At 46.5% G+C, this 13,196-nt stretch carries 9 protein-coding genes; 4 read left to right on the top strand and 5 right to left on the bottom strand.

What is annotated here, in order from left to right; translation table 11 throughout:
- Nucleotides 1-15 precede the first annotated feature (15 nt).
- The 5 genes from MKY54_RS26215 to MKY54_RS26195 all read right to left on the bottom strand — a co-directional run bounded on the left by MKY54_RS26215 (nt 16) and on the right by MKY54_RS26195 (nt 7,301).
- Nucleotides 16-1,965, bottom strand: a complete 1,950-nt coding sequence (locus MKY54_RS26215; protein ID WP_339169707.1) for a glycosyltransferase — start codon at nt 1,963-1,965, stop codon at nt 16-18.
- Between the two features lie 15 nt (nt 1,966-1,980).
- The gene (locus MKY54_RS26210) at nt 1,981-3,402 is read right to left on the bottom strand and encodes a glycosyltransferase (RefSeq protein ID WP_339188448.1); all 1,422 of its coding nucleotides are present in this window, start codon (nt 3,400-3,402) and stop codon (nt 1,981-1,983) included.
- The gene (locus tag MKY54_RS26205; protein WP_339188446.1) at nt 3,399-5,444 is read right to left on the bottom strand and encodes a glycosyltransferase; all 2,046 of its coding nucleotides are present in this window, start codon (nt 5,442-5,444) and stop codon (nt 3,399-3,401) included. The genes MKY54_RS26210 and MKY54_RS26205 overlap by 4 nt, the downstream gene beginning before the upstream one ends.
- A gap of 113 nt (nt 5,445-5,557) precedes the next feature.
- On the bottom strand, nt 5,558-6,934 hold the full coding sequence (locus MKY54_RS26200; protein ID WP_256716118.1) for a DUF6385 domain-containing protein: 1,377 nt from the start codon (nt 6,932-6,934) through the stop codon (nt 5,558-5,560).
- A gap of 28 nt (nt 6,935-6,962) precedes the next feature.
- Complete coding sequence (locus MKY54_RS26195) at nt 6,963-7,301, bottom strand: DUF6385 domain-containing protein (protein WP_076128014.1); 339 nt, start codon at nt 7,299-7,301, stop codon at nt 6,963-6,965.
- Between the two features lie 383 nt (nt 7,302-7,684).
- On the opposite strand from MKY54_RS26195, the gene MKY54_RS26190 reads away from it, so the two are divergent.
- The 4 genes from MKY54_RS26190 (at nt 7,685) to MKY54_RS26175 (ending at nt 12,894) form a co-directional block, all read left to right on the top strand.
- Nucleotides 7,685-8,221, top strand: a complete 537-nt coding sequence (locus tag MKY54_RS26190; protein ID WP_036685336.1) for a hypothetical protein — start codon at nt 7,685-7,687, stop codon at nt 8,219-8,221.
- Between the two features lie 18 nt (nt 8,222-8,239).
- Nucleotides 8,240-8,821, top strand: a complete 582-nt coding sequence (locus MKY54_RS26185; protein ID WP_036685335.1) for a hypothetical protein — start codon at nt 8,240-8,242, stop codon at nt 8,819-8,821.
- A gap of 155 nt (nt 8,822-8,976) precedes the next feature.
- Nucleotides 8,977-9,645, top strand: a complete 669-nt coding sequence (locus MKY54_RS26180) for an alpha/beta fold hydrolase (RefSeq protein ID WP_036685332.1) — start codon at nt 8,977-8,979, stop codon at nt 9,643-9,645.
- Nucleotides 9,646-9,888: 243 nt separating this feature from the next.
- Entirely contained in the window at nt 9,889-12,894 is a 3,006-nt protein-coding gene (locus tag MKY54_RS26175) for a carbohydrate binding domain-containing protein (RefSeq protein WP_076184774.1), read from the top strand.
- The last annotated feature ends 302 nt before the right edge of the window (nt 12,895-13,196 follow it).

Below are 13,196 nucleotides of genomic sequence, written 5' to 3'. Positions count from 1 at the left end.
TGATCTGCCAACCGGCTAAGTCCGGCTGGCAGATCTCAGAAGCAGCGCAGAAGGGATATGAGCTGATGGTATCCCTTGCGGATATACTTCTGCTGCGAGCTGCAGCTTGTAATAAGCGAGGCTCACGGCTGCGGTAGCCCCCCCGACTCTACGCAAAGCGGCTTCATCCTCTACATGAAGGATGGGCATCTCTCCACAGGAGTAGGCTATCGCAGCGTATAATTGCCACTCGGTACAGTCCGCAGGTGTATGATATTGAGGGTGCTTGCTGACATAAATAGAGCACCATTGTTTTTTTATGGAGGTGGGGGCTTCAAGTAATCCGTAGAGTAAGGGCTGCGGCAGACTGGACCAGTGTAAGGAAGATCCTTCCGAATGGCGATAAAGTGCTAATAAACTATTCCAAGCACCAGTCTGAAGCAGCAATTGTGCTGCATAGCTTAGATCCGAAAGATCAGCTTTAAGGCTATAATTCCCTGCTAAAATATGATGGATCGATAAAATCCCCGGTCTGTAAGGCAATAGACAGACAAGCCAGCGCATGGCAGACTCTGTATCTCCAATACCGCAAGAGAAAGCCCACAGGTAGCCAAGTACAAAGGATCGGTTGGAAAGATGGGAAGGATCATGAAGCAGCTGTTCAAGCGGTGCGAGTGTCTGAAGATGTTCCGGTTGATTGTTTATTTCCAGAATCGCCTGCAATGCAGCCTGAACAGATGAGGGTAACTGGCTGGCTGTAGAAAGCTCAGCTTGCCATTCCGGATCGCGGGCATTGAGCGCTGCGGGCAGAAGATAACTCAAAGTATCAGGAGATAAAGAGTGCAGATGGTTGTGGGTCAATGCTCGTAGTTGTGCCTTCTCTCCAGATAGAAGGCTTAGTGGGATGAGTTCTTTCCACGCCTCGCTATAATCAGGCTTATGTTGTATGGCAGCCTCGTAATGTCTCCACGCATCCGGATATTGGTATAACTTCTCACAGACTCTTCCGGCTAGTAGTTCTGTCCGATACGTTCCACTGCCTGAGGAAGAAGGGTATTTATGTGCTGTATTTCCGCTCTGAAGTGCGTTCTCCAAGAAATGCTTGGCTGAGCTGAGCTTCCCTTGTTCCAGTAACAGGAGGGCATAGCTTTCTAATAAATCAGTGAAATCGGGAAAAAGACCGCTCCCCGTACGAAAAACTTCCTCGGCTTCCTGCTTTCGGCCACATAGTTGTAAGGCGTACGCCGTCTTAAGGTAAATATCTGAGACATAACCGGAAGGGGCTGGAGCATCGGTGAGCAGCGGAAGGAGGATCTCTGCCGCTTCTTTATATTGACCCTGCTGATAATACTCTGCCCCTAACGCGTAACGAAGAAAAAGATGGTTCGGTTGAAGCCGCAGACCCCTGTTGATGAGTGCTAAATTGCGGTTATATTTATTTTTACGCAGCAGTTCATCTTCTAAATATCCGTAGTGGAAAATACGCAAATCTGCATAAGCGATCTCCCCCGCTGGAAGCTCCCAAATGCTGCTGGCAATCTCCTCATGAATACTTCCACGAAAAATAATTCTTTTATCATTTTTGAATAATCGACAGACATGATCTGTAACAAAATCCGCTTCAGGTATTTCACCGACATAGTGGATAATAGGCAGCCAATACCCATGAATATACTCGGCACCAAGCAAGGGCTGGAGCAGCTCCTCACTCCAATGATCCACAGCCTCATCAGCATCCAGTACCAGAACCCAAGCGGAAGTTGCATACTCTAGGCTTATATTCCGCGCTTTGGAAAAATCATTTTCCCAAGGAATGTCGATAATCTTTGCACCGAACCTCTGAGCGATTTCTTTACTGTTATCCTCTGAGCCTGTATCCGCAATGATAATCTCAGACACTAGCCCGCGTACAGAGGATAAGCATTTCTCCAGATGGTTTGCCTCGTTCTTAATAATCATGCAAAGTGTGATATCCGGTGTGGTCATAGGAATACGTCCTTCCTAATCTGAAACTCTGGGCAGTGGGATTGCGAGCCGCACTCTTTTAGCCGCTGGAGAATAGGGGGTTGAAGAGGAGAGGGAGGCAAGCAGACGATCCGCCAACAAAAGCTCCGAACGCCCTGGGTGATTGGCTGGGTTGAATAACGAGTCATTAGATGAGGACTGCCCTGTGGTCTTCATCAGCTGTTTTGCTGCCTCTTCACATCTCTCAATCCGCAATAAATCTAAGAGAAGTCCGCTTTTAGCGGCTGTGTATTCGGGTAGATGAGCGTGAAGCCAGCCCAAAATTTCATTTTCGCGCTCAGCACATTTTAAGGCTCGGATCAGTCGGGTTATAATGGGCGTTGGCTCGGGATGAAGCTGAGCAGCTTTGGTATAACAGACACAGGCCTCGGTCTCATCGCCTATTTCTTCGCATAACTGTCCCAGCAAATAAAATGTCAAATAAGATCCGAATCCGGACTCGGTATGGTAACCGGAAGGAGCTTCTCCAATGACTAAGGCTTGCAGCAATGCTGTTTTGGCCTCAACTAGGGCCCCCATTTGAAACAGCAGCACACCTTTGATATGAGCCAAGTCAGGATAATCTGGATGTAAGGTTATCCCTGAGTCGCAAGCTTCCAGCGCCGCGTTGAAATCTTTTAATTCTGCCAGGCAGCGGATTTGATATTTGTGCAGCAGATGAACATAACTTGTGTCGGGTGGAGCTTCGTTAAGTGATCTTTTGATATGCTCTAGAGCCGGTTGATATTCACCAAGCCGCATATATTCAACAGCCATATTGAAATGGTGGAAGGGGTCATTGGGATTTAACTTTAGCTGTTCCTTGAGCAGCTCAACATTTCGTTTGATCTTATCTTTTTTTGCTACTACGCCGTCTGCATAACCGTAATGATGGATGACTACGTTGCTTAAATGCATTGCTGCTTTGGGTGTAGCTTTTACGATCGTTTCTGCAATCTGTTCGTGGATGATGCCGCTGAAACGGTACTGCGGGCGGTTACGGAATAGCCGGATAATCGGATTAACAGTAATGGTCTGTGAAGCTGCGGTTAAACCTTTATGATTATGAATGCGCAGAAAAAAAGCTTCATACTCCAAATGCTCCGCACACAGCAACAGCTCCCCCTTACTTTTCGCATCCAGTTCCTCGTCTCCATCCAGAATGAGAATCCATTGTCCGTGGGCTTGCTGAAGACCCGCGTTGCGGGCAGCGGCAAAATCGCCATTCCAAGTATGGTGAACAACTTTAGCTCCAAAGCTTAGAGCAATTTGTAGCGTGGAGTCAGTAGAGCCAGTATCGACTACAATAATCTCATCGGCGATACCACGTACACTTTTTAAACATTGGTTTAGGTTATCTGCTTCGTTCTTAACGATCATGCATAGAGAAATCAGAGGTTTTTGGCTGGGCATGCTCATTTGGCTGTCCTCCCCTCACTCTGGCGGAAGCTCCACTGTGTATGCCACGGTGTACGATTTAGTAAAAAGATGGATTTATGGATGGCACCAATATCCGTTTGCAGTGGACCATGAACGTTAGCTGCATCCAAGCTGTTTAGTGCCTCCTCCATGCTATGCTTCGCTTGCTGAAGGTAACAGAGTGCTAAACCCACTCGGGCAGCCTCATGCTCAGGCATCTGCTCCAGCGCTTGTTGAAACCATTCACTGGCTTCCGTGTAATGCCCTTTGTCAAAGACCATCTCACCTATATAAAAAAGAACCTTCGCATCAGCGGCTTGATCGCTAACTAACCTGATAAAATGCTCACCTGCCGCATTCCTATTGCCTTCTTTATATAATGCTGCGGCTAATTCAGACCGAAAGGTAGGGAACAGCTTTACCAAAGCGTCGCTTAACTCGGGCTGGTGTAGTTTTACTGATTGTTCGATCAAATCTGAAATGAATGAGGAATGTAATGGTAATGAATCTACCTCTGCTTCAGCGGGATCTACCTTTTGTTGCTGGTGGCACTTCTGAATGTATTGCAGTCCGAAACGAAGTTCGTCTGGTACATAGGTTAGCAGGTCATTGTGGAATTCTCCAAAAAGCGCCCAAGAGCAAATAGCCCAGAGGGTAGGCCACTTTTTCAGATATTCTAAATCATGGTTATCTTGCGTAGCTAAGGAGGTCATTTGTCTTATGGTTGTATAGGCGTCCTCTAGCTTGCCGGTGATCAGGAGTGAAGAGATCATCCAATTTGCCGTCTCTAATTCCAAGGGAAAAGTGTCTCGGGATAAGTTAGTGATGGTCTCATTAGCATTTATCGCAAATAAGCTGTCAATGATCGCAGCTCGTTGGGCAGCATTAGTTGGGGGGACGATTTGTATCAGCAAGCCGGCAATCTCCTCATCGGGTACAGCTAAGCGTTGAAAAGCAGAAGCTATTCCCTGCAAGGCAGGCCTATATAAAGAGTGGTGTTGAAGCGCACGGTGGTAGAATCTCGCAGCGTCCTCCTGAAGCTCAAGCCGCTCTGAGATTAAGCCTAGTCGATAAAGTGGGCGGAAGGTGTTCATCCCTTGCTCAGATACATATTTTTGACTAACCTGATCTCCAGAAATGGATACTGCACGCTGATAAGCTTGAAAAGCACGTTCTAACAAGCCTTGACTCTCCAAAGATTGGCCTAATAAAAAATGCAGGTCAGGGTAATCCTCATAACGCTCCAATTCAGGCAACAGCAAGGTATCTATGATATTCGTTTTTCCTTGAGTCAGATAAATTTTACAGAGATCTCTAATCATCGTAGGACGGTAGGAAGCTTCAAGTGGCACATGGTGAAGGGTCTGGCGAAGTAATGTCTCTGCTTCCAGAAGACGACCGTCCTGACAGCAGGTGACTGCTAAATTATACGAGTGAAAAGGATCTTCCGGTTGTTCGGCTAAAGCGAGTCGCAGCAGCTGCTCATTGCGTTTGATTTTATTTTTTCGTGCCATGATTTCCGGCAAATATCCGAAGTGTTCAATCTCAATATCACTATGCTCAATCGCCGAGATGTTATGTGATTTAAGGATTGCAGCGTCAATTCCTTCATGAATTCTTCCGCTATATCGATAACCCTGTCCATTTCGGAATAAACGAACCGCACTGTGCTTTACCTTATCTTCAGGCCGAACGCCAAGCCAATTATCAATTTGTACTGTAAAAGCCTGAGCTTGCGTGTTTTGCAGGAGGCTGCGAAGTTCCGGAAGTGGAGTTTGCAGGCGTTCATCGGCATCAAGGACTAGAATCCAATCGGTATCCGCCTGATCGAGACCTTCGTTACGTGCTGCAGCAAAGTTTTCTGTCCATTCCCGTTGGAATACTCTAGCCCCGTGCGCTTGGGAAATAGCTATGGATTCGTCAGTAGAGCCTGTATCTATGACTACAATCTCGTCAACACCTGCTACGCTTGTGAGACAGTGGGGCAGAAGATCAGCTTCATTGTTAACGATGAGGTGGACGCCAAGCGTAATATTGTTCACGTTGTTTCCTCCTTGTTACATATGTAGAAGTAGAAATCAGCTTTTGCTATCAAAAGAAAAAGCACATGGATATCCATGCACTCTTTCGTTACAACATATGATGGGCATCTGCATTACGTTCCCTGTGCGTTGAAACTTACATTGATTGTTGAGGCGGCTCCTGCATTCGTTGATTGATAGGATAAGCGTGTATATTTCAAGAATCTGGCCGGAACTATGACATCTATAGAACCTGCTGCTAAAGGATTATCTCCTGTGGTATCGACGAAATAGTTCGTTCCGTCAGCACTGATTTCTACTCGTGTGTTGACCGGGTTAGCTCCAGTGTTATTGATGAAAAAGGAATAGGTACCCAATACGCTTGTAGTCACTGCTGGCAGTGGAGTATAGGCATTAGCAGTTGCAATACCCGTCGTCGTCTGTTCGATAAAGCTGCGTTGTGAAATAGAGGTCACACTGCTGAGCGTACCAGCGGTAATGGTGGCTCCAAGCACACTGGTAATGGTCCCGTTTAAGAGGTTGGTGACCGTACCTGCTGAGGACAGAGTACCCGCAGTGATCGTGGCTCCGAGCACGCTGGTAATGGTCCCGTTTAAGAGATTGGTTACTGTACCAGCCGAAGACAGAGTACCCGCAGTGATCGTGGCTCCGAGCACGCTGGTAATGGTCCCGTTTAAGAGATTGGTTACTGTACCTGCTGAGGACAAAGTACCAGCGGTGATTGTGGCTCCAAGCACGCTGGTAATGGTCCCGTTTAAGAGATTGGTGACCGTACCTGCTGAGGATAGGGTACCAGCTGTGATCGTAGCCCCTAGCACACTAGTAATGGTCCCGTTAAGGATATTGGTGACCGTTCCTGCTGAGGACAAAGTACCCGCGGTAATAGTTGCGCCTAGTACACTAGTAATGGTACCAGCCGTAATCGTAGCTCCGAGCACGCTAGTAATCGTGCCTTCGAGAATGTTAGAAATGGTACCTGCGGAAGACAAAGTACCAGCTGTGATGGTAGCTCCAAGTACGCTAGTAATAGTCCCGTTAAGAATGTTGGTAACCGTACCTGCGGAGGACAAAGTACCCGCAGTGATGGTAGCCCCGAGTACGTTAGTAATGGTACCTGCGAGAATGTTAGTAATGGTACCTGCGGAAGACAAGGTACCAGCTGTGATGGTAGCTCCAAGTACGCTAGTAATGGTCCCGTTAAGAATGTTGGTAACCGTACCTGCGGAGGACAAAGTACCCGCAGTGATGGTAGCTCCGAGTACGCTAGTGATCGTCCCGTTAAGAATGTTAGTAACTGTTCCTGCTGATGACAAAGTACCCGCAGTGATGGTAGCTCCGAGTATATTGGAAATCGTACCATCTAGGATAATTGTCGTTAGATTTCCGCCTGGATCTGTAGTGAGCGGATGATCAATCAGCGAGGCATCCCGGCCAAAAATAAGCGTTCGTAGATTATCGGGATTAGCTTGAAAAGAGCTGTAGTTAGGCAAAGTTCCTCGTCCCTCTCTTATAAAATTGTTAACTCATACCTATAGACTGGGCTTGGACGTATACATCAATTTTGCCTAAACCCGTTGACTGTTGCGTGGAGGCGGATATCCGAGTCCACTTTAAAAATCTGCTTGGCACTAGCACCTTCATTTCTTTTGCAGCCACGATCTCTTCTGAATCTATAAAAGAATCAAAACTGTTCGGACTAATCTCCAAGCGGACGCTAACAGGGTGGTCTCCTTGGTTCATAACTGCGTAAGAGATCATCGTTTTGGTTCCGCTTTTTTGCCAAGGCAGAGGTGAAATGGAGCTGGACACGGGGAATCCGATAAATTGATGCTCGGAAAATAAAGGACTGATCGTCACCTTACGGCGGTTTCTTCGACCCTTTGGAGGTGGAAATGATTGCGGATTTCTAGAACAATTCCCCTGTTTTTTTGAGTGTTTTATTTTGCTGCGCTTTTTTAGTTCCAGACCGTTATGGATTTCATTCACCTCCTACGGGTTTTCTGGAACCCTATCCATAAAAGGACCCTAACCGTCGTTTGAGCCCTGAGCATCAATAAACCGCAGTTCAATAAGCCGCGAACCGTTAGGGACAATCCTTAGCCATTCGAATGGTGATAATAATATATGGTGAAAAATAAGAGGTGATTGGGCTGGGAAAGCAAAAATACGCACATTCCCAAACAACCTGTTACTTAGAGCGGCATAAAATAAGATAAGCTCAAGTACGGGGAGGATAGCGCATGCCAAACGATTCAGTCTTTAATCAGAGTAGCCAGCCACTCTTTACAGAACAAGTCAACACGTATGTTGCACCTGGTATAGATTCAGCTCCGGAGGGAGGAGCGGCTAAGGCGGGGCTATTGTTTGGAATCCCTTTTACTTCTACGGTAACGACTGCTGCACCGTTAGTTGTTCAGATTAGTAATCCGGCAGGCAGCGGACGTACATTGTATGTATCCCGTGTTGCAGCTAGCTCGGCAACAGCTGCTGTTACTTTATCTCTACTTAGGAACGCTACGGTCACCGGGACTACCGTTACACCGATAAATTTTAATTTTGGAAGTGCGTTAACCAGTGTGATGACGGCCAGAACCTCGACTTCTGCCCCTACGGGAGGTCCGGCCACTCTAGTATCTTTATTACTGGCAGCGGGTCCCGTCATTGTTGATTTTACTGGACAAATCGTTGTTCCTCCCGGAAATTCCATAACCACGTCCATCACGATTGCATCGGGAACTTCAGCAGCGACAACATCTATCAGCTGGTGGGAATATTAGAAATGGGAGGGGATAATCATGCCTAATCAATATGTGTTTAACGACAATGATCAACCTCTTTTTGTGGATATGGTCAATACCTTCCAATCTCCGGATATCAGCGCGCCACCTGAAATAAGTGCTTCGAAGGCTGCGGTCTTGTATTCTACCAACACATCCGCGTCTAGTTTGGTCGTACTTAGTCTTATTTCTGCAATTACTTCTATTCGGATTAGTAATGCTGCTGGTAGCGGGAAAACCGTATATATCTCTCGTATTAGCGGCAGTATCGGCGGATCTTCTCTGCTATCGGCTATGTCTGGAAGCTTTACAATTGTAAAAGGAGGGACGTTAACCTCTCCTGCAACCTTGACACCAACCAATAATAATCTCGGAAGCGCGGCTACAAGTGCGATGACCGTTCAATCTTCAACAGCGGCAATTAGCGGGGGGACGACGCTTTACAATTATCAATTAGCTCCAGGCGCTTTCTCACAGAACTTTACGGGCAGCATCATCGTTCCGCCGGGGACTGCTATTTGTGCTAACGTAACTTCATCTAGCTCGGCTGTAGGCTTAACGATTACTTCTGCACTTGGTCTTCTTTGGTGGGAGCAATAGAGTTTATATTTTTTTTTGAAACTATAACGGTGGTAAACCTTGACATCATTTGGTTAAGGTTTTACATAGAAGGTTGGAATGAATAGAAAATAAAGGGGATTGGCATTATACAATAAAGTTGGAATTCAGTATGGAATGTGAAAAGAGGGACAATTATGGAAAGTTGTTTATTTATTCATGGCTTTACCGGAGGTGAGCATGAAATCTCTCCCTTGTCCCAGTTTATGGAGCAGCATAATTATCGTTCCAGAACATTTACCCTGAAGGGGCACGGGGGCAGCAGGAATGATCTACTGCATTCGGATCGACATGATTGGCAGCAAAGTGCTGAGGATGAATTAACAGAGCTGTTAAAGACAAATGACGGCGTTCATCTGATCGGTTTTTCAACCGGTGCTCTTATTGCTTCACATCTTTCCGTGCGCTATAAACCTTGGATTAAATCTCTCACTTTGTTGTCTACCCCTGTGTTTCCGCTGAATCCTGTAGAAATTATTAAGACCCTTGGGAGCTTTTCCATGCTAAAAACTTATATTAGTAAATTCAGTTCAACGCCTCCAAAAGCAACTCGAGAGTTCCAGCGATTGGTTCGTGAGAGCTTTTCTGTCTATCCGCATATTGAGACTCCAACCCTGATCGTGCAAGGAAAAAGAGATCATCTAGTGAAGACTAGAAGCGCCGATTACCTACGACATCATATGATCAAGGCGACCCAAAAACAGGTGCTGATGGTCGACAACAGTGGTCATATGGTGTGCCATTGTGAAGAGAAGGACCGAATTATGAATGAGGTCTTGCAGTTTATTCAGACGGCGGGACGCTGAACTCAAACAGTAAATATTCAACTCCAAGAGCTTCCTAAATAGGAGCTCTTTTTTTGTTGTGCATTTCAATTTTAAGGCTTGACAACGCGTCTGGTGTCATGGTAATTTTTAGTAGGGAAACCGGTTTCCCTAAAATTCGTTTGTTTCTATGCCAAAAACATCGCTGGAAAGGTCGTTTTTAATCCAAGAAGTAGGTTTTAGTGTGTTATGAATACGCTTTAATAAGAGAGGGAGATGCGCGCGATGAAACGTAAGTTATGGTACGTGCCCGTTCTGATTACATCTATTCTTCTTTCTACTGTGATTAATTTATTCGTCTTAGCGCCACAACAGGCAGATGCGGCCAGCATCGGTACGATTAACGAGAATGATACCATTTATCAGATTATGGTTGACCGGTTTAATGACGGGGACTCTTCCAACAATGCTACGGGAGCGGCAATTCGCTATGGCGAGAACTCTGAAGAAGATTTCCGTTATATGAAAGGCGGAGATTGGCAAGGAGTGATCGACAAGCTATCTTATATTAAAAATATGGGCTACACCGCGATCTGGATTTCCCCAGTGGCGGAGCCGCAAATGACGAATCGGGAGAACAATGGCAGCGGTAAAAACACGGCGTATCACGGGTACAACGTTAAGGACCCTAACGCAGCCAATCCCTACTTTGGTACAAAGGAGAAGCTGAAGGAGTTAGTGGATTCCGCACATGCGGTTGGCATCAAGGTGGTTATAGACGTTGTGCCAAACCATATCGGGGATTATATGCTGGGTACCCAAGCCTACTATGATATCCCTAGTCTGCAGCCAGCAGCTCCTTTCAATAACCCGGCTTGGTATCACCATAATGGAGATATCAACTGGTCTTTGGCAGACGGAAGATATGATCAATGGGCACAGGATTACTTAGAAAATCATGATCTAGGCGGACTGGATGACATTGACTTCGATGTCCCTGCTGCTAAAAAGGCCATATTTGATTCGATTAAAGGCTGGTTTGACTATACAGGGGCAGATGGTGCGCGTGTAGACGCAGCCAAGCTGATGAAGCCGACTGATATTGGTGAATTGCAAAATTATCTGGGGGTTAATACCTTTGGCGAGAATTTTGACGGCAATGCTGAATTTGTCTCGCGCTGGGTCGGCAACAACAAGGAGTGGGGCATGCTTGATTTCCCAATGTTCTTCTCCGTTCTAAATAGCTTCGCATATGGGCAGTCTTTTGACTCCAATATTAAAAGCACCTTGGCACAGGATTCCTACTATAACGGAAATGCCAATCACATGGTTACCTTTATCGACAATCATGACCGCAATCGTTTTCTCACAGAAGCTGGAGGAAGCGTAGATAAGCTGCAGAACGCTTTGAGTTTTATTTTTACAGTGCGTGGAACACCCGTTGTCTTCCAAGGTACGGAACAGAACAAAGGCAATGGTAATGGGCAGATTATGACGGGAGGCATCGCCGATACCTGGAACCGCTGGTCAATGGTGAAACGGGATGCAAACGGCAATGTAATAGAGAATTATTTTAATGAGAATGCCAGCACCTACAAGCACGTAGCCAAACTTAATGAGATTCGGAAAAATAATCCGGCACTCCGTACAGGCACTCAACGTGAAATGTGGTCTGCACAGAACTTATATGCTTTTTCACGTCGTATTGACACTGGAACTAATCTGGGGCAGGAAGTTATCTCCGTATTCAGTAATAAATCCAGCGGCTCGCAGACCGTTACCATTCCACTGCGTGCAGAGAGCAGCTTGGCAGTCGGGACGGTTCTTTATAACCAGTTGAACACTTCGGATACGGTAACCGTACAATCGGGTGGAGCAACTGGCAAGCAGATCACTGTAACCGTGGGTGCAAATGCAGCCAAAATCTATGCCAAACAACAGCTTCCTACAGATACAGTTGCTCCAACTGTACCCACTAACGTGACCGCAACCGTTCAAAATGCATCCAGTGCTTTAGTAAGCTGGACCGCTTCCACCGACAATGTAGGTGTGACCGGATATGAAATTTATCGCAACGGCGTAAAAGTGGGTACATCCGCAACTACTTCATATACGGATAACGGATTATCTGCCAGTACTACGTATGACTATACGGTAAAAGCAATGGATGCAGCAGGCAATCTATCCCTCCTTAGCGCGATTGCTTCAGTGACAACACCAGCGGGGAACAGTGTCACTATTTACTATAAGCAGGGCTATACCTCGCCTTATATTCATTATCGTCCTGCAGGAGGAACTTGGACGACATCACCGGGTGTGGCGATACCTGTCTCTGATGTAGCAGGCTACAACAAAATAACGATTAATATTGGCTCAGCCAGCCAGCTTGAAGCTTGCTTTAACAATGGCAGCGGCACTTGGGACAGTAACGGGGGCAGCAACTATTTATTTAGTGCCGGCACCTGGACCTATACACCAACTGGCAATATTCAATCGGGTGGACCCGTGACGCCGACACCAACGGTAACGCCGACACCAACACCAACCGTAACGCCGACACCGACACCGACGGTAACACCAACGCCAACTCCGACGGTAACGCCGACACCGACACCAACCGTAACGCCAACACCGACGCCAACGGTAACGCCGACACCCACCGTAACGCCAACACCAACGGCAACACCTGTCGGCAGTACGGCAACGATCTATTATAAGAATGCGGCTTATAGCAGCTCTTATATCCATTATAAGCTCGATGGTTCAACGGTCTGGACGACGTCTCCAGGCGAGCAGCTTCAAGCTTCTGCTTTTACAGGATATAAGGCGGTTACGATTCAGTTGGACACGGCAGCTGGGCTGACCGCAGCCTTTAATAATGGCAGTGGCACATGGGATAACAATGGAGGCAATAACTATCATTTTGCTGCGGGCACCTGGAGTATGGTGAATGGTAACATCACCGCAGGAGAGCCACAAGCGGATAGTGTTACATTCCGAGCAACTGTTCCTGCGTCTACTCCTGTGAGTGGTCCCGTTTATCTCTCCGGTTCCTTCAATAGCTGGAATGCGGCAGATCCGAACTACCAACTGACGAAGGGTAGTGACGGTATTTACTCCATCACACTAAGTCTACCGGCGGGAACAGCAATTCAATACAAAGTTACACGAGGCGCTTGGACTAATGTGGAGGTGAATTCGAATGGATCGGATCTTTCCAATCGAACCCTTACGCCATCAGGCGGTGCACAAACCGTAAATCTGACGGTTCAGCGCTGGAAGGATCTATAAGCTTCATAATATCTACAGCTTAAACACAACAAGGAGCGGCTCCCGTATGGGGCCGCTCCTTGGTAAGCAGTATGAAGCTTTTTAATTGCAGAAAGTACAATTAGACTTTCTGTTTGAAGCTGGAAGAAAGATTTAACTGCATTTTGTGCAGTAGAATTCAGGAAAAAGGCTGTTTTTTACCGATTTTATGAGTTTTGACTGCACAAAGTGCAATTAAATCGAATGTTACCCATCCTATAAGGATTTCTATTGCACAAAATGCAATTAAATCCGATGTAGCCATTTTAGCTACTCAAATTCGA

Source organism: Paenibacillus sp. FSL P2-0121, from assembly GCF_037975345.1.
Classification (GTDB): Bacteria; Bacillota; Bacilli; order Paenibacillales; family Paenibacillaceae; genus Paenibacillus_AQ; species Paenibacillus_AQ odorifer.
The sequence above is the reverse complement of the archived record's forward strand: the minus strand, read 5'-3'. Positions and strand labels throughout refer to the sequence as shown.